15 protein-coding genes and 4 pseudogenes are annotated in these 17,252 nt (G+C 71.1%); 10 read left to right on the top strand and 9 right to left on the bottom strand.

The window, feature by feature from the left end; translation table 11 throughout:
• The first annotated feature begins 66 nt into the window (after positions 1 to 66).
• Positions 67 to 1,488, top strand: coding sequence for a hypothetical protein (locus tag KAE78_RS11520; protein ID WP_317451772.1), 1,422 nt, complete (start codon positions 67 to 69; stop codon positions 1,486 to 1,488).
• On the opposite strand, the gene hpf is transcribed toward KAE78_RS11520, so the two are convergent.
• The 8 genes and pseudogenes from hpf to KAE78_RS11480 form a co-directional block, all read right to left on the bottom strand.
• Entirely contained in the window at positions 1,431 to 2,087 is a 657-nt protein-coding gene (gene hpf / locus KAE78_RS11515; RefSeq protein ID WP_223170930.1) for a ribosome hibernation-promoting factor, HPF/YfiA family, read from the bottom strand. The genes KAE78_RS11520 and hpf overlap by 58 nt on opposite strands.
• Positions 2,088 to 2,217: 130 nt before the next feature.
• A complete protein-coding gene (locus KAE78_RS11510; RefSeq protein ID WP_223170929.1) occupies positions 2,218 to 2,850 on the bottom strand; it encodes a ComF family protein in 633 nt (210 codons plus the stop codon).
• Complete coding sequence (locus KAE78_RS11505) at positions 2,847 to 3,485, bottom strand: LpqB family beta-propeller domain-containing protein (RefSeq protein WP_262927863.1); 639 nt, start codon at positions 3,483 to 3,485, stop codon at positions 2,847 to 2,849. Before KAE78_RS11505 ends, KAE78_RS11510 begins: the two co-directional genes overlap by 4 nt.
• 329 nt (positions 3,486 to 3,814) lie before the next feature.
• Positions 3,815 to 4,114: pseudogene (locus KAE78_RS19820) on the bottom strand (hypothetical protein); the annotation flags it as partial.
• Entirely contained in the window at positions 4,000 to 4,641 is a 642-nt protein-coding gene (locus KAE78_RS11495) for a hypothetical protein (RefSeq protein ID WP_223170928.1), read from the bottom strand. The pseudogene KAE78_RS19820 and the gene KAE78_RS11495, both read right to left, overlap by 115 nt.
• Positions 4,638 to 6,315 (bottom strand): annotated as a pseudogene (mtrB, locus tag KAE78_RS11490) (MtrAB system histidine kinase MtrB). The gene KAE78_RS11495 and the pseudogene mtrB overlap by 4 nt, the downstream one beginning before the upstream one ends.
• A gap of 7 nt (positions 6,316 to 6,322) precedes the next feature.
• A pseudogene (gene mtrA, locus KAE78_RS11485) lies at positions 6,323 to 7,002 on the bottom strand (MtrAB system response regulator MtrA).
• 76 nt (positions 7,003 to 7,078) lie between these two features.
• Positions 7,079 to 8,176 carry a hypothetical protein gene (locus KAE78_RS11480; RefSeq protein WP_223170927.1) on the bottom strand — a complete coding sequence of 366 codons (1,098 nt, stop codon included), beginning with the start codon at positions 8,174 to 8,176 and terminating at the stop codon, positions 7,079 to 7,081.
• A 322-nt stretch (positions 8,177 to 8,498) separates the two neighbouring features.
• Between KAE78_RS11480 and KAE78_RS11475 the strand changes: the two genes are divergently transcribed.
• The 8 genes from KAE78_RS11475 (at position 8,499) to aqpZ (ending at position 15,675) form a co-directional block, all read left to right on the top strand.
• Positions 8,499 to 9,137 carry a DUF4129 domain-containing protein gene (locus tag KAE78_RS11475; protein WP_223170926.1) on the top strand — a complete coding sequence of 213 codons (639 nt, stop codon included), beginning with the start codon at positions 8,499 to 8,501 and terminating at the stop codon, positions 9,135 to 9,137.
• A gap of 94 nt (positions 9,138 to 9,231) precedes the next feature.
• Entirely contained in the window at positions 9,232 to 10,347 is a 1,116-nt protein-coding gene (locus KAE78_RS11470; protein ID WP_223170925.1) for a DUF4350 domain-containing protein, read from the top strand.
• Between the two features lie 22 nt (positions 10,348 to 10,369).
• Positions 10,370 to 11,293 carry an AAA family ATPase gene (locus KAE78_RS11465; RefSeq protein WP_223172475.1) on the top strand — a complete coding sequence of 308 codons (924 nt, stop codon included), beginning with the start codon at positions 10,370 to 10,372 and terminating at the stop codon, positions 11,291 to 11,293.
• Positions 11,294 to 12,271 carry a DUF58 domain-containing protein gene (locus KAE78_RS11460; protein ID WP_317451771.1) on the top strand — a complete coding sequence of 326 codons (978 nt, stop codon included), beginning with the start codon at positions 11,294 to 11,296 and terminating at the stop codon, positions 12,269 to 12,271.
• Positions 12,211 to 12,666 carry a hypothetical protein gene (locus tag KAE78_RS18820; RefSeq protein ID WP_317451770.1) on the top strand — a complete coding sequence of 152 codons (456 nt, stop codon included), beginning with the start codon at positions 12,211 to 12,213 and terminating at the stop codon, positions 12,664 to 12,666. Before KAE78_RS11460 ends, KAE78_RS18820 begins: the two co-directional genes overlap by 61 nt.
• Before the next feature lie 143 nt (positions 12,667 to 12,809).
• Positions 12,810 to 13,241: a Fur family transcriptional regulator gene (locus KAE78_RS11455; RefSeq protein ID WP_223170924.1), complete on the top strand. Its 432-nt coding sequence runs from the start codon at positions 12,810 to 12,812 to the stop codon at positions 13,239 to 13,241.
• Positions 13,234 to 14,730, top strand: a complete 1,497-nt coding sequence (locus KAE78_RS11450) for a catalase (protein ID WP_223170923.1) — start codon at positions 13,234 to 13,236, stop codon at positions 14,728 to 14,730. Before KAE78_RS11455 ends, KAE78_RS11450 begins: the two co-directional genes overlap by 8 nt.
• A 183-nt stretch (positions 14,731 to 14,913) precedes the next feature.
• Complete coding sequence (aqpZ, locus tag KAE78_RS11445) at positions 14,914 to 15,675, top strand: aquaporin Z (RefSeq protein ID WP_223170922.1); 762 nt, start codon at positions 14,914 to 14,916, stop codon at positions 15,673 to 15,675.
• Between the two features lie 203 nt (positions 15,676 to 15,878).
• Here aqpZ and KAE78_RS11440 read toward each other — a convergent pair whose 3' ends face one another.
• The gene (locus KAE78_RS11440; RefSeq protein WP_223172474.1) at positions 15,879 to 16,871 is read right to left on the bottom strand and encodes a stage II sporulation protein M; all 993 of its coding nucleotides are present in this window, start codon (positions 16,869 to 16,871) and stop codon (positions 15,879 to 15,881) included.
• A gap of 16 nt (positions 16,872 to 16,887) precedes the next feature.
• Between KAE78_RS11440 and KAE78_RS17815 the strand changes: the two are divergent.
• Positions 16,888 to 17,199: pseudogene (locus KAE78_RS17815) on the top strand (RDD family protein); the annotation flags it as partial.
• Positions 17,200 to 17,252 lie beyond the last annotated feature (53 nt).

Genomic DNA, 17,252 nt, shown 5'->3' with positions numbered 1-17,252 from the left:
CCCTGGGCTCGGATGAGTCCGATGATCCCGCAGGGCGACCACACGGCCAACAGCTCTTAGGATCGGATGGTGAGCGGATTCTGGGGCAGTCGCAAGAAGGAGCGCGCGCAGCAGGCGGCACAGGATGCCGACCTCGCCCGCAGCGCGAAGACGGCGCTCGTCGCCGCCGATGAACGCATCCGTCTCACCCAGGACGAGTACGGATTCGCCCTCGCCGAACTCGGCGAGGAGCTGACCGAGGATCTGAAGAACGCCCTCGAGTCGGTGCGCACACACATGGGCGAGGCGTTCCGGCTGCACCAGCTGCTCCATGACGAGATCCCCGACACACCCGAAGAGCAGCGCGGCTGGAACTCCCGCATCCTGCAGTTGTGCGAATGGGCCCAGACCCTGCTCGACGAGAAGACCTCCGCCCTCGAGGAGGTCGTCGCACGGGTCCGCCGCGCGCCCGAGATCATCGCTCAGGTCAGAGCGGATGCCGACAGCCTCGAGGAGCGCATCGCGCCCACCCGCCAGACCATCGAGCGGCTGAGCACGCGCTATGCCGACTCCGCGATGGCGCAGGTCGCGGCATCCGCCGACGAGGCCGCCCAGCTCCTCGCCTTCGCGCGGCACGGCGCAGACGTCTCCGAGCGCCGCCGCTCCGCCGGCCGAAACCCGGAGGCGAACCTCGCCCTCGAGACCGCGACCGAGGCGGTGCGCCGCGCCCGAGCCCTCCTGGAATCGGTCGAGGACTTCGAGATCAACGCGCTGCGCGCCGAGTCGACGCTGACCGACATCATCGCCGACTCCCGCGCCGACATCGCCGATGCCCGCCGCGCCCCGCAGGCGCCCGCCGTGATCGAGGCGACGGCCGCCCTGGAGAGCGCCCTGGGCGGACTGGTGCCGCGCCGGAACGACCCCTTCGCCGAGCTGAGTGCACTGCGCGAGGCGAACGACAGGCTCGAGCGCGCGGTCGCCGCGGCCCGCCATCGCGCCGAGAATCCGCCGCCCCGCGCGAGCACGTCCTGCACGCGATCGACGACGCCGACCGGCAGCTCGGCGTCGCGAGGTCGCTCATCGCCGGGCACCGCGGCTGGATCGGGGCGGATGCCCGCACGCGCCTGGCCGAGGCCGAGCGGGTGCGCACGGAGCTGGCCGCCACTGCCGACACAGAGGATACGCGCGAACAGGCGCTGCACATGGCACGCCGCGTCGCGCAGCTGGCCACCGAGGCGCTGCATCTCGCCCAGCGCGACATCGACGCGTCCCGCCCGCAGCAGGACTGGGGAGACTGGGGCGGCGGCCGACGCGGCGGCGGCAACGGCCTCGCCACCGGCATCCTGGGCGGGATCGTCATCGGATCGATCCTCGACGGCATCTTCGACTGACCGGCGCCGCGGCGGTCGAACGGCCCGATGCCGCAGCACCGGGCCGTCACTTCCCTCCGGTCAGGACGCGAGAGCCTCCGCGGGAGGCGCCTGCGCGGTCAGCGAGATGACGCCGTAGTCCCAGCCCTTGCGGCGGTACACCACGCTCGGGTGGTCGGTGCGGGCATCGATGAACAGGAAGAAGTCGTGGCCGACCAGCTCCATGCGGTCGACGGCCTCCTCGACGGTCATCCACTCGGCGTCGAACTCCTTGGTGCGGATGACGACGGGCGAGTACTCCTCTTCCTCCTCCGCGACGACCGGGATCGTCCCGGTCGCGACGGCGTGGATGACATCGACGGATGCCGGCTGCACATCGATTCCGGTGAGCGCCCCGCTGCCCTTCTCGAAGTGGGCGCCGCGGGCGTCGGTGCGCGCATCGACCCGCTTGCGCTTGGCGCGACGCAGCTGTTCGGTCATCTTGTCCAGGGCGAGGTCGAGTGCGGCGAACTTGTCGGGATCGGTCGCCTCCGCCCGGATGACCGGGCCCTTGCCCAGGAGCGTGAGCTCGACGGTCTCATCCGGCACCCGGCCGTTGTGATACGCCCGGTGAGTGACCTTCACGTCAAGGCGCTGCGCGCGAGCGGCGAGCGTTTCGATCCGGGCGGTCTTCTCCTCGACAACGGTTCGGAAGCGATCGGTGATTCCCACTCCAACGCCGACGATGCTCGTATCCATCCTTGCCTCCTTGCTCCGGTCCGCCCGGCCAAGGGCGGACCCGTGGTCGCCTTGTGACCCCTACCGTAGTCGGGTAAACGGCACGTGTCATCCTCTTTCTGCAATGAGTCTGCGATGAGTCTGTCGTGCCTCAGCTCCGCATCGGTGTGGACGCCGCCGCGACGCCTGCCACGACGTGGATCCCGGATGCCGCGAGCACCCGCGCCGCCTCGTCGAAGGTGGCCCCGCTCGTGGTGACGTCATCGACGATCACGACCCGGGTCGGGCGTGTCGCGGCGGCCACGCGCATGCTCCCGCGCACGTTCCGGGCGCGCTCCACCCTGCCCAGCTCGCGCTGGTCGCCGGCTGCGCGGGCCGGCAGGAGCAGTCGTCGGGGACGGTACCCCGCGCGCCGGAGGAGGAGTTCGGGCACGCGGTAGCCGCGACGGCGGAAGGCGGCGCGGCTCGTCGGGATCGGCACGAGCGCGGCGTCGGCTCCGACGTCGCGCAGCACGCTGCGCAGCGCGACCCCGAGCGGACGGGCGAGCGAGGTCTCGCCCTCCTCCTTGAGGCGCCGGATGACGCGGGCGGGCACGCCCTCGAAGGGCAGCGCCGCCACGAGCGGGAGCCCCGACGGGCTCTCCCGTCGCACGGGTCGCGGCGCGAGGGCGTCGCGGCACGACGCGCACAGGAGCGTTCCGGGCCGGTCGCAGCCCGCGCAGGTCGCCGCCAGGAGGAAGGCGGCGACCTCGTCGGCGGTGCGGGCGAACAGTCCGGAAGTCACGCTCCCGAGCCTGGCACGGAGGCGGATGCCGCAACCGCCCGCCCGGACGATCCTGAACAACTCGCCGGCATCCGACGCCTGTGCAGAAGAGGTCGTCTACCTGCCCGACTGCGTCGCCAGGACGAGGACCCCCGAGATCGCCTCCTGCCAGCTCGTGCCGCGCTTGGTCGACACGACACCCTCGCTGCTGAGCAGCCTCGTACCGGAGACGTTGTTGACGCCAGCGATCGCCACCGTGTCGGGGGAACGATCGAGGGCACGCCCGGGCCGCCGACCTGGAGCTCTATGAGCTGCTGCACCTCGCCGTCCATGGTCAGCACGCCGAGGACGTCGTCGCCGAGCCACGCCAGGCCCCGCCCGTCGCCGGGCAGAAGACTCACCCTTTCGATCGGCCCGAGGGCGATGGGCACGCCCGCGTCGTCGCGGATGATCGCCGACAGCGTCACCCACTCCTGCGCGCCCACATTCACGAGCGCGGCGATGCGCACGCCGTCGGGCGACAGTCGAAGGTGCGAGATCTCGGAGGCGTCCGGCCAGGACGCCGACACCGGGTGTTCGACACCGTCGGGCGACCAGGCGAGAAGCTCCTGCGGCTGATCGCGCGGAACCGACCAGGTGTAGCCGCGGGCGTCCAGCGCCGGAGCGATGAGGCCGTCGCGGGCATCCAGCGGTTCGAACCGCCCTCCGCGACGCGGTAGACCGCTCCCCCATCGACCAGCACCGCGGCGCTGAGGTTGTCTCCGCTCACATCGATCGCCGCGATGGGAGCGTCGATCCCCAGGATCGCCGCGCTGACGCCCGGGAGCACCCTGACCTCGTCGCCGACGCTCACTCCGAAGGCGTCCTCGGTGAGCACGATCGTGTTCGGGTCGATGCGGTTGGAGACGACCTCCGCCAGCTCCGCGTCGAGCTCACGTCCGTCGACGGTGAAGCGCACCCCGCTCACCCCCGCCGCCGCGAGGCTGCGTTCGAGCTGGAGCCGCATACGTCCGAGCGTCGTCGGATCGAGGGAGAGCGCGGAAGCGGTGAGAGCGACATCCGCGACCTGGTCTTCGGCGCTGACCGGCACGGCTCCGAGCGCGAGGGAGACCTCATCGGGGAAGGCCGTGCGCACGGAGTCGGCGAGCCACGCGCTGGGAGCGCCGGCGATCACCGCTTGCGTGATCGTCGTCGCGATCGTCCCGCGCCGGGGGAACCAGCGTGGATCGGGAACGAGGTGCTGCCAGCCGACATCGAAGAACTGCAGGGAGTAGCGCCGGAACACCTTGGGGAAGTCCTCCTCGTCGAGGACGATCCCGTCGAGCGCGGAGGTGATGCGCCACTCCCCTCGTCATTGCGCGCGAGCTCGAACGGCGTTTCGGAGGACCGCCCCGACGATTCCGTGTAAGCACCGGCCGCGTCGACGCTCGCGACCGGGGTCAGGCTCACCTGCACGGCGGCCTCCTCGTCGGAGGGCTGGATCTCGCTCGTGACCGAGCGCGTCACCCAGCGGTCGATCGTCACGGCCGCCTCCGGATGCCAGGTCTCGGCGAGCTCCGGCGCCAGGAACTGCCGGGCGATCGCCCACTCCCCGGCGGGGCTCGTCCCCGCCTCGAGAAAGCCGTCGACGATGTCCTCGGGGCTGGCGCCGGGCGTCGGTCCGTCGGGGACGAAAGTCAGATCGAGACTGGTGTCGATGCCGACTTCGAGGCCGGCGTTGATCGATCCGTTGGTGGGAAGGCCGGCGCAGGCGGTCACGGCGAGCGCGAGGACGCCGATGACCGCAGCACGGAGCGCACGACGGAGCCTCATGATCCTCCTCCTTCCAACTCGCGCCACAGCTCTGTGAGCTGGATCGGCTGCGTCGCGCTGCCGAGCTCGGCACGGGCGTCTTCGGGCTCCAGCGGGACCGGCGAGTTCCCCTCCAGCGGCTGGGCGCCCCGAGGCAGCGTCAGCACGAAGTGCGTGCCGGCGCCCTTCTCCGACCACACGGTGAGCGTCCCTCCGTGCAGGTGCGCGTCACCGAGCGAGATCGACAGCCCCAGCCCCGTGCCGCCGATCGTGCGCTGCCGGGAGGGATCGGCGCGCCAGAACCGGTCGAAGACGCGCTCGGCCTCCTCGGGAGCGAGCCCAAGCCCGTAGTCGCGCACGCCCGCAGCGACGGCATGCTGGTTGCTGTCGACGGTGATCACGACGGGCCGGCCCTCGCCGTGCTCGATCGCGTTGCCGATGAGGTTGCGGAGGATCCGTCGCACGCGGCGCGGGTCCATCTCCACGGGCGAGTACCCGCCCGGCGCGACGAGCCGCAGCTCGCTGCCCCGCTCATCGGCGAGCGGGCGGAGCTGCTCGATGACGTCTTCGGCGAGCTGGGCGAGGCCCGTCGGCTCCCGCTCGAGCTGCACCGATCCGGCGTCGTAGCGGCTGATCTCCAGCAGATCGCTCAACAGCTGCTCGAAACGCTCGACCTGGGTGTGCAGGAGCTCGGCGGTGCGGGCCGTCGTGGGGTCGAAGGTGTCGCGCTGATCGTTGATCATGTCGGCGGCCAGCCGGATCGTCGTCAGCGGCGTGCGCAGCTCGTGCGAGACATCCGACACGAACCTCTGCTGCACCATGGACAGCTCTCCCAGCTCCTTGATCTGCCGCTCGATGCTGTCGGCCATCGCGTTGAACGAGCGGCCGAGCACGGCCAGTTCGTCCTCGCCGTGCACGGTCAGTCGCACCTCGAGGTCGCCCGACGCCAGCCGTGCACTCGTCTCGGCCGCCTCGACGATCGGCACCGAGACGCTGCGCACGACGAACCAGGCGATGCCGCCGATGATCCCCAGGAGCAGGATGCCGGCCAGCCACAGCGTCCGCTGCACGAAGATGAGCGTCTGCTCGGGATCGGCGAGGTCGTAGGCGATGTAGAGGGCATAGGCCCGACATGGGGCACATCGAGCTGCTGTCCGACGACGATGCCCGGGATCTCGGCCCCGTGGCGTCCTGGAGCGCCAGCGACTGCCACCACTGGGTCTCGGGGAACTCCGCCACGCGCGAGCGCAGCCCGTCGCTGAGCAGATCGACGGTGAGCCCTCCGGAGTACAGGTCCTGCGGCGCCAGAGGGTCCGGCTCGGAGTCGATGCGGAAGACCGCGATGCGATCAGAGGTGGAGATCTGGCCGATCTGGCCGTGCACGCTGCTCATGAGCGAACGGAGCGCACCGCGCTCCCCCTGCACCTCGGCCGCCTCGAGCGTGCGCTGCGCCGCGGCGCCCGCGCGCTGAGCGTCTTCGAGCACCTGGTCCTTGCGCGAGTCGAACAGGTCGTTCTGGATGAACAGCGCCATGGCCACGAGGGCGATGAGGATGGCCAACGAGGTCAGCAGCAGCGTGAGCGACAGCGTGCGGAAGCCGAGCGAGCTCCGCCAGGCGCGACGCATCGCCTCCGGCCATCCGCGCCAGTCGCGCCACAGCGAAACCGGCGGTGGCGCGACGCTCGCCTTGGACATGGGGTTCCTAGCTCGTGCTCCCGGCGCGGTAGCCGACACCGCGGACGGTCATCACGATCTTCGGGTTGTCGGGGTCGAGCTCGACCTTGGCGCGCAGACGCTGGACGTGCACGTTCACCAGGCGCGTGTCGGCCTTGTAGTGATAGCCCACACCTGCTCCAGGAGGGCCTCGCGCGAGAAGACCTGCTGCGGCTTGGCGGCCAGCGCCGCCAGGAGCTGGAACTCCAGCGGCGTCAGCGGGATCACGTCGTCTCCTCGGCGCACCTCGTGCGCGTCGACATCGAGGACGAGGTCGCCGACCCGGAGGACGCCGGCGCTGGACTGCGGCGCCGGGCGCAGGCGGGTCCGGATGCGGGCGACGAGCTCCTTCGGGTTGAAGGGCTTGATGATGTAGTCGTCGGCACCGACCTCGAGGCCGCGCACGACGTCGGCGGTGTCGCTGCGAGCGGTGAGCATGATGATCGGCACCCCCGACTCCTCGCGGATGCGCGTGCATATCTCGATGCCGTCCATGCCCGGGAGCATGAGGTCCAGGAGGACGAGGTCGGGGCGCTGCACGCGCCACTCGTCGACGGCGAGTGCGCCGTCCGCGCAGAAGACCGGCTCGAAGCCTTCCGTGCGCAGCACGATGCCGATCATCTCCGCCAGCGCGGTGTCGTCATCGACCACAAGGATGCGTGAGGTCATGGTCCCCGTCCGACTCTCTCTCCATGTTGCAGGCCCAGGCACGCGCGAACGCGGTCCGGGCTCGTCCCAGCGTACTTCACACGTCTGATCCGCGCCTGTGTCCGCGTCCATGGCGAGTCGGCGGATGTATGACACGATGGTCAGGCGCATCACCGGAGGGATAGCTGTGAGCGGACAGACCTGGACCCCTGCTCCCAAGCGGGGCATCGTTCCCCTGCACCCGATGACCTTCGGGACGATCCTCGGGCGCGCCTTCGCCGCGCTCCGGCACAACCCGAAGGTCCTCTTCGGCTTCGCCGTCGTGGTGCAGCTGCTCGTGATGATCGCCGCGACGGCGGCGATCGCGTTCACGCTGTTCGCGACCTTCTCCCGCCTGGAGACGGTGTCGCCCTCCTCTCCGGACTTCGAGCCGCTGCTGGCCGGCGCGGTCGCCTGGAACATCGTCGTCGCCTTCCTCGTCGGGCTCGCCTCGACCGCGTTCATCGCGCTCGTGCAGGGCGTGGTCGCCGCCGACGTCGGCTTCGCCGCGGTCGGCGAGAAGGCCACGCTCGGGCAGCTGTGGCGTCGGATGCGGCCGGCGATCTGGCGGCTGTTCGGCTTCGCCGCACTCTCGATCCTCTTCGGCTTCGTGCTGATCGGAGTCATCTTCGGTCTCGGCTTCGGCCTGGCCGCAGGTCTGATCGCGATCGATCCGAACCTGGTCGGACTCGCGATTCTCGCGGCGGTGCTGGCCGGGCTCGCGGCGATCCCGCTCGCGATCTGGTTGGGCACGAAGCTGCTTCTGGTCCCCTCGACGCTCGTGCTGGAGCGCGCGACCTTCGGTCAGGCTCTCGTGCGCTCCTGGCGGCTGACCCGCGGCCGCTTCTGGGTCGCCTTCGGCGTCATCGCCCTGATCTCGGTCATCATGGGCGCCGCCGCGCAGGTCGTCAGCATCCCCGGCGCGTTCCTCTCGGGGATGCTGGGAGCGGTGGTGTCGCCGACCGGTGCGAACGACGCGAGTGCCACCGTCGGCCTGGTCTTCGCCCTGATCCTCCCGCAGATCCTCGTGCTCGTCCTTCAGGCGGTGACCGTCGTGGTCCAGTGCACCGGTTCGGTGCTCGTCTACATCGACTGCCGGATGCGGTACGAGGGACTCGACCAGACGCTCCTGTCGTATCTGGAGCGCCGCGATCACGGCGCGAGCGCCGAACAGCTCGGCGACCCTTTCGCCGTCGACCCGTCGCGGGCCGTCTCGAAGACGCCGCCGGTGGCGCCCGTCTACGCCCCGGCACCCGGTTACGCCGCCGCTCCGGCACCCGGATACTACGCCCCTCCGCAGCCGTATGCCGCTGGGGGAATGTACCCGCCGCCTCCCGCGGGCGCGACGGCCCCTCCGCCGCCCGCACCGCCGTACGCCGCTCCGGTGCCCCCGTCGCCACCGTCCCCGCGCCCCCGGCTCCTCCCGGTGAGCCGGGGCCCGAGACCCCCACCTGGACCGCACCGGGGTCCGACGCGCGATGACGGCGTCGGGAACGGTCTTCGTCCCCGACGGCGACGAGGCGCAACGCTGGGCCGAGGAGGAGCTCTCCCGGCCCATCTACGCCGATGCGAAGCCGACGGCGTTCGACCTGTGGGCGCGCGACGTCGCGCAGTTCCTCGCCGATCTCTTCACCCCCGAGGGCGGCGGACAGCTGGGGCCGTGGGCGGTCGTCGTCGTGGCGCTCATCATCGTGGCAGCCCTCGTGACGGCGCTGCTCGTCTGGGGTGTGCCGCGCCGCTCCCGGGCGGTGCGCCGCGGCGCACTCGATCTCCTGGGTTCGCGCGACGATCGCTCCGCCGCACAGCTGCGGGCCGACGCCGAGCGCAGCGCCCGCGGCGGCGACTGGGCGGAGGCCACGATCCTCCGCTACCGGGCGCTCGCCCGCGGCCTGCTCGAACGCGACCTCATCGACCCCGCCCCGGGCGCGACCGCGCAGGCGATCGCGCGCGAGGCCGCCGCGGTGTTCACGAACGAGGCCGCACCGCTCACCGAGGCCGCCGTCCTCTTCGATGACGTGCGCTACCTCGCGCACCCGGGAACCGAAGAACGCTACCGGCTCGTCGCCGACCTCGACGAGCGGATCCGCACGCACACGCCCGAGCTGGTGACGACATGACCGCCCCCGCCCGGGACGCGAGTCCGTCGACGGCCGCTCCCCCGCCCCGGGGCGTCGCCGCAATGTCCTCGGCTGGGCCGCCATCGCGCTGCTCGTGCTGGGCATCGCCCTCCTCGGCATCCGGATCGCGGCGCAGATCCCCGATCCGCACGCCGCCTTCGACCCCGAGGGCCGCGGCTCGAGCGGCACCATGGCTCTCGCCGAGATCCTGCGCGCACAGGGCGTCGAGGTCACCGCCACGGCGTCGCGCGTCGAGGCGATGGCCGCGCTCGGCCCCGACACGACGCTCGCGTTCGCCCAGCCGCCGGCGCTGTCGGATGAGGCGGTCGAGGAGCTCGTGGCGGCATCCGACAACACGGTGATCGTCAGTGCCAGCGCGAGGATCCTGCGCGTGCTCGACCTGGGCGAGGACGCCCGGGGAGCGTCGGATGCCGTGACCGCCTCCTGCGACCAGCCGGCGTTCGCGCGGGTCGGCGAGATCGTGCCCGATCGGTTCTTCGCCCCCGCCGACGGCGTGACCGGGTGCTTCACCGACACCGAGGGCAACGCGGCCGTGCTGATCGACACGCGCGGCGACCGCACTCTCGCGCTCGTGCATGCCTCGACGCTGTTCACGAACGAGTACCTCGCCGAGAACGGCAACGCCGCCCTTGCCCTCGCCCTCCTCGGGCAGCGGGGCGAGGTCGTCTGGTACGTCCCCTCGATCGCCGACAGCGACCTGGAGTGGACCGAGCCCGACACGCTCGCCTCGCTCACCCCGGAATGGGTGACGCCGGCGATCGTGCTGCTGCTCCTGACCGGGCTCGCGGTGGCCCTCTGGCGCGGACGCCGCTTCGGTCCGCTCGTGGCGGAGACGCTGCCGGTGACCGTGCGCGCCTCCGAGACGATGCACGGGCGGGCGCAGCTGACGGCGAAGGCGGCGGATGCCGCGCATGCCGCAGACGCACTGCGCATCGGCACGCTGGGCCGCCTCGCACGGCGGCTCGGCCTCGGCGAGCGGGTTCCGGCATCCGACGTCGCCGACGCCGCCGCCGACCGGCTGCGCATCCCCCGTTCCTCCCTCCACGACCTGCTGCGGGGGCCGCTCCCGCAGACCGACCCCGAGCTGATCGGCTTCGCCCGTCAGCTCGACGAACTCGAGGGGCCGTCGAGGCCGCCGTGCACACCGAAAGGAACACCCCGTGAGCACCGAGAACACCCCTGCTCCTGACGACGCCGCCCTCCGCGAGGCGATGCACCGCGTCCGCCTCGAGGTCGACAAGGCGGTGATCGGGCAGGCCGGCACCGTGACGGGCCTGCTCGTCTCGCTCCTCGCGCGCGGGCACGTGCTGCTCGAAGGCGTGCCCGGGGTCGCGAAGACCCTCGTGGTGCGCTCCTTCGCCCGGGCCCTGGGCCTGGCCACCAAGCGCGTGCAGTTCACGCCCGACCTCATGCCGGGCGATGTCACCGGCTCGCTCGTCTACGACGCGCGCACGGGCGAGTTCGAGTTCCGCAACGGCCCGGTGTTCACGAACATCCTGCTCGCCGACGAGATCAACCGCACGCCCCCCAAGACGCAGGCCGCCCTCCTGGAGGCCATGGAAGAGCGCCAGGTGTCCGCCGACGGCACCAGCCGTCCGCTTCCCGATCCCTTCCTCGTCGCGGCCACGCAGAACCCGATCGAGCACGAGGGCACCTACTCGCTTCCCGAGGCGCAGCTGGACCGCTTCCTCATGAAGCTCGTGGTGGGCATGCCCGAGCGCGACGCCGAGGTGTCGGTGCTGCGCCTGCACGCCGAGGGCTTCTCGCCGCGCGGGCTCACCGGAGTCGAGCCGGTCGTGACGGCTGAGGAGATCCGGGCGGCGCAGGATGCCGCGGCGAAGGTCGAGGTCACCGACGACGTCCTCGGCTACGTCGTCGACCTCGCACGGGCGAGCCGGCAGGCTCCCTCGGTGCAGCTGGGCGCGAGCCCGCGCGCCTCGACCGCGCTGCTCGCCGCGGCGAAGGCCTGGGCCTGGCTCAACGGCTCGACCGCGGTGACCCCCGATCATGTGCAGACCATGCTCGTGCCCGTATGGCGGCACCGCCTGCAGCTGCGCCCCGACGCAGAGATGGAGGGCGTGTCGGCCGATGCCGTGCTCACCTCCGTCGTGCAGCAGACGAGGGTTCCGATCTAAGTGTTCTTCACCGGCCGTTTCGCACTCGTCGTGGGCGCAGGGGTCATCCCCCTGGTCGCCCTCGGTGTGCTCGGCGTGCCCGCGTGGCCGGTGCTGGGCGGATGGCTCGTGCTGTGCGTCCTGCTGGTCGTGCTGGATGTGGTGCTGGCGGCATCCGTCCGCTCCGTCACGGTCTCCCGGCGGCTGCCGGCGCGCACACGCCTGGGCGAGGCGGTACCGGTGAGCGTGGCGGTGCACAACCGCGGCGGTCGGATGCTGCGGGTGCGCCTGCGCGACGCCTGGCAGCCGACGGCGGGAGCCGCTCACGGAGGGCGCGTGGCGCTGGAGGTCCCGCCCGGGGAGCGGCGACGCGCCGAGATCCCGCTGCTGCCGCGGCGGCGCGGCGAGCTCTCGAGCGAGTTCATGATGCTGCGGGCCACCGGTCCGCTGGGCCTGGCCGGGCGCCAGGCGCGCCATGACGTGCGCGGAGCGATCCGCGTGCTGCCGGCGTTCGCCTCGCGCAAGCACCTGCCCTCACGGCTCGCGCGGCTGCGCGAGCTCGACGGCAACACCTCGATCCAGGTGCGCGGGCAGGGCACCGAGTTCGACTCGCTGCGCGAGTACGTGCGCGGCGACGACGTGCGTTCGATCGATTGGCGGGCCACGGCCCGCGCCGGCACGACGATGCTGCGCACGTGGCGACCCGAGAGGGACCGGCAGGTGGTCATCCTCATCGACACCGGGCGGACAGCTGCGGCGCGAGTCGGCGACGGCACCCGGCTCGACGCCTCCTTCGAGGCCGCGCTGCTGCTCGCGGCACTGGCGAACCGGGCCGGCGACCACGTGCATGTGCTGCTGTACGACCGGGTGGTGCGGGCGCGGGTGACGGGCGTCGACGGCGCGGGTCTGCTGCCCGCGATGACGGATGCCATGGCCCCGTGCACCCGCGACTTCTCGACACCGACTGGCTGGGGGCGTTCACCGCGATCCGCTCGGTGACGACGCGGCCGTCGCTCGTGGTGGTGCTCACCGCGCAGGACTCGCCCGAGACGGCGCGCAGCTTCCTCGGTTCCTTCCCCGCGGCGACCCGCGCCACGACCTTCCTCGTGGGGTCGGTGACCGACGACGCGATCGGGCGCCTGGCGCGCGAGCGCGGCTCCCGGGAGGACATCTACCTGGCCGCGGCCGCCGAGCGCACCCTCCGCGAGGCCGAGACCGTCGCCGACGCCATCCGCCGCGCCGGCGGCGAGGCGATCTCCGCCGATCCCGAGCTGCTGCCCCGCGCATCGCCGACCGCTATCTGGAGCTCAAGGCGGCGGGTCTGCTGTAGCCGCGGCGCCACTCCTCGGCGGTCTCAGTTGTTGCGGCCTGCACTCGTCGCGAGTCACCACTAGTGAGACTGCCGAAACGGCCGGTCTCAGAAGTTGCGAGCGGATGCTGCGCGAGGTCACATCTAGTGAGACCGCCGAAAGAGGCCGCAACCTAAAGCGAGCACATCGTTATTGCGAATCATTCAGGATTATGGGATGATCGATGCATGAGCATGGTGACGCACGAGGAGCGCCTTCGCAGCGCGGGCCTGCGCGTCACGGCGCAGCGCGTCGCCGTGCTCGACGCCCTCGCCCGGCAGCCGCACGCCCCCGCTGAGGCGCTGCACGCCGGCCTCCGCGAGCGCGTCCCCGGCATCGCCCTCCCCACCGTCCACGGGATCGTCAACGACCTCACCGCCGCCGGCATCGTCCGCCGCGTGAGTCTGCCCGACGTCGGCCGCGCCCTCTACGAGATCGAAGCCGACGACAACCACCACCATGTCCAGTGCGTCTCCTGCGGCCGCGTCGAAGACGTGCCCTGCGCCGTCGGAGCGGCCCCGTGCCTGCATCCGTCGCACGATCACGGCATGCGGGTCATCGAAGCCTCCGTCACCTACCGAGCCATCTGCCAGCAATGCGAAAGGAATGGGAATGTCTGACAAGCCCACCACCACCACTCAGACCGGTACGCCGGTCGCCAGCGACGAGCACTCGCTGACCGTCGGGGCCGACGGCATCACCGCCCTCCACGACCGGTACCTGGTCGAGAAGCTCGCCTCGTTCAACCGCGAGCGCGTGCCGGAGCGCAACCCGCACGCCAAGGGCGGCGGCGCCTTCGGCGAGTTCGTCGTCACCGAAGACGTCTCGCAGTACACTCGCGCGGCCGTGTTCCAGCCCGGCGCCAAGAGCGAGACGCTGCTGCGCTTCTCGTCGGTCGCCGGCGAGCAGGGCTCCCCCGACACCTGGCGCGACGTGCGCGGCTTCGCGCTGCGCTTCTACACGACCGAGGGCAACCTCGACATCGTCGGCAACAACACCCCGGTGTTCTTCCTGCGCGATGCGATCAAGTTCCCCGACTTCATCCACTCGCAGAAGCGTCTGGGCGGCTCGGGCCTGCGCGACGCCGACATGCAGTGGGACTTCTGGACCCTCTCGCCCGAGTCGGCCCACCAGGTCACCTACCTCATGGGCGACCGCGGCCTCTCGCGCTCCTGGCGCCACGTCAACGGCTACGGCTCGCACACCTACCAGTGGGTCAACGCCGCGGGCGAGCGCTTCTGGGTGCAGTACCACTTCCTGTCGAACCAGGGCGTCGAGCCGATGTTCGCCGACGAGGCCGAGCGCATCGCCGGCGAGGACGCCGACTACTACCGTCGCGACCTCTACGAGGCGATCGAGCGCGGCGAGCACCCCTCGTGGGACGTCTACGTGCAGGTCATGCCCTACGAGGACGCCAAGACCTACCGCTTCAACCCCTTCGACATGACCAAGGTCTGGCCGAAGGCGGACTACCCGCGCATCAAGGTCGGCACCTTCACCCTCAACCGCAACCCGCGCAACTTCTTCGCCGAGATCGAGCAGGCCGCCTTCTCGCCGGGCAACCAGGTCCCCGGCACCGGCATCTCGCCCGACCGCATGCTGATGGCCCGCGTGTTCGCCTACAACGACGCGCACCGCCACCGCATCGGCACGAACTTCAACCAGCTGCCGGTGAACCAGCCGCACGCCGCCGAGGTGAACAACTACATGCATGAGGGCAACATGCAGTACCACTTCAACGGACCCGAGCACCGCGTCTACACGCCGAACTCCTACGGTGCCGCCGGCGGCCCCGAGGCAGACCCGGCGCGTGGCGTCGAGGCGAGCTGGGAGTCCGACGGCGAGCTGATCCGCACCGCCCAGACGCTGCACTCCGAGGACGACGACTTCGGCCAGGCGGGCACCCTGTACCGCGAGGTCTTCTCCGACGAGGAGCGCGAGCGCTTCATCGAGACCCTCACCGGTCAGTACAACGCCCTGACCGTCCCCGCGATCCAGGAGCGCTTCTTCTGGTACTGGGGTCAGGTCGACCAGTCCCTCGTCGAGGCGATCCGCGCCCGCGTGGGCCTGCCGGTCGGCCAGGCGGAGCCGGTGGGCGTCGGCGAGTGATCGCTTGAGTTCCCGGAAGGGGTCGGATGCAGCGCATCCGACCCCTTCTTCGTGCCCTTCTCCCGCGGGCGCCTGAGTGTGCCCCGAGATCTTCTCCGGCGCGCCTCTTCCCCCCACCGGCGCGCAACGGGATGATGTGTGGTGATTCCGCCTGCGCTGCGGATACCTACGAAGGGAATGAACATGAGTCCATCGAACGGCACGACAGAGGCCGGCGTCCCGACTCTCGGTGCGAAACTCACCGCGGAGGCATTCGGCACGTTCCTGCTCGTCTTCGGCGGCGTCGGCACCGCGCTCTTCGCCTCCCACCTGTACACCGAGGCCGGAGCGGCATCCGGCGTCTACGTCGCGGTCGCCCTGGCCTTCGGTCTCACCGTGGTCGTCGGCGCCTATGCCTTCGGTCCGGTCTCCGGCGGGCACTTCAATCCCGCCGTGACCGTCGGTGCGGCCGCGGCCGGACGCCTCCCGTGGAAGGATGTCGGACCGTACATCATCGCGCAGATCGTCGGTGGTGTCATCGCCTCCAGCGCCCTCGTGCTGATCGGGCTTTTCGGTCCGGACGGCTGGCTCAAGGGAGCGCAGGACGCCGGCTTCGCCAGCAACGGCTACGGCGACCACTCGCCCGGCGGGTTCGGCCTCGGGTCGGTGATCGTGATCGAGGTGATCCTCACGGCGATCTTCCTGTACGTCATCCTCGGGACGACGCACTCCAAGCGCGGCACCCCCTTTGCGGGCCTCGCGATCGGTCTCACCCTGACGCTGATCCACCTCATCAGCATCCCGGTGTCGAACACCTCGGTGAACCCGGCCCGCTCGATCGCCGCGGCGGTCTACGGCGGCATCGGACCGCTCTCGCAGCTGTGGGTGTTCCTGGTGTTCCCGGTCGTCGGCGCGCTCATCGCCGGCATCACTTACAAGGCGCTCTTCGACTCCGAGAAGAAGTAGCCGTTCTCTGAAGCGGGCGTCCTCGGCTCTCCTGCCGGGGGCGCCCGCTTCGCGCGTGGGGCGAATGCCGATGCGGCGCGCGCCGGGAGCGTGAGGTGTCGTCGAGAACGTTCGCTCCGGACGTCGACAGCCCACGTTCCCGACGGCATCCGACGCTCTCGACGTCGGGCGACAGGATGCCGCACGTCCCTCGCTCGCGGGGGTCAGCCCGCGACGAGCCGCGGGGTGCCCGCTTCGTACTCCGTCAGGTCGCCGGTCTCGCCCTCACGGTAGGCGCGCCTGCCGAGCAGGAGCATGTAGACGAGGAAGACGGCGAGGGCAGCGACGCCGATGCCGATCTTGATCGGCCAGGGCAGCGACCAGCCGGTCACGAAGCCCTCGACGAGGCCGGCCAGCAGGAGGGCGAAGACGAGGCCGATCGCGACGGTGCCCAGCGCCCGCCCCTCCTCGGCGAGCGCCGCCCCTCGCGTGCGGTGGCCCGGCGCGACCCACGCCCAGAAGATGCGCAGCCCTGCCGCCGCCGCGACGAAGATGCAGGTGAGCTCCAGGAGCCCGTGCGGCAGGAGGTAGAGGATCATGACGTCGACCCGGTCGTGGGCGGCCATGACCGCACCGGCGATGCCGATCCCCATGGCGTTCTGGACGAGCACGTACAGCGGCCAGATGCCGGTGACGCCGAAGAGCACGCACTGCATGGCGATCCAGGCATTGTTGGTCCACACCATGCCCGCGAACTCCGCCGCCGGATTCTCGGTGTAGTAGCTGACGAAGTCCTCCTCGGCGTACTGCTCGAGGAGGCCAGGCGGGCCGAGCGTCGCGACCAGCGCCGGGTCGCGCGAGACCCAGAAGGCGACCCCGACCGCCACCGCGAGGAAGGCGATCGCGATCACGAGCGTCTCCCAGCGCACCCGGTAGAGGGCGGCGGGCAGCTGGCGGACGAAGAAACGCCTCACCTGGGTGAGCACCGAGTCGGATGCGCCGGTCAGGCGCAGCCGCGCGGCCGCGAGGATCGTGGAGACATAGGCGCCCTGCGGCGACTCGCCGACCGAGGTCTTGAGTTCGGCGAGATCGGCGGATGCCGCACGGTACCGGGCGATGAGCTCGTCGACGCCCTCGCCGTCCAGGCGAGCACGGCTGAGTTCGTCCAGGCGGGCCCACTCGGCCCGTCGCGCGTCGGTCAGGGCGTCGGCATCCACCTGATTTACTGTACCTATGTCTGTGAGCACCGCCAGCACCGATGAAGTCCTCTCCGGCGAGGCGGTCGCGATCGACGTGCAGCCCGTGGGCTTCTTCTTCCGGGTTCTTGGCGCGCTCATCGACATGGTCGTCTCGTTCGCGGTGCTGATCTTCATGATCTGGCTGATGATCTGGCTGGGCGAGCTCGGCCTGCTCACCGATGCGACGCAGCGCATCCTCAGCGTCCTCGCCTTCGTGATCGCCTTCGTCATGCTCCCCTGCGGCATGGAGGTCGCCCTGCGCGGCCGCAGCCTCGGCAAGCTCGCCGTCGGCGGGCGGATCGTGCGCCTGGACGGCGGCACGGCGGGATTCCGGCACGCGTTCATCCGCGCACTCGTGGG

Source organism: Microbacterium sp. NIBRBAC000506063 (assembly GCF_017968845.1).
Lineage (GTDB): Bacteria > Actinomycetota > Actinomycetes > Actinomycetales > Microbacteriaceae > Microbacterium.
Note: the sequence above shows the minus strand (reverse complement) of the source record. Positions and strands in the feature narration are given on the sequence as shown.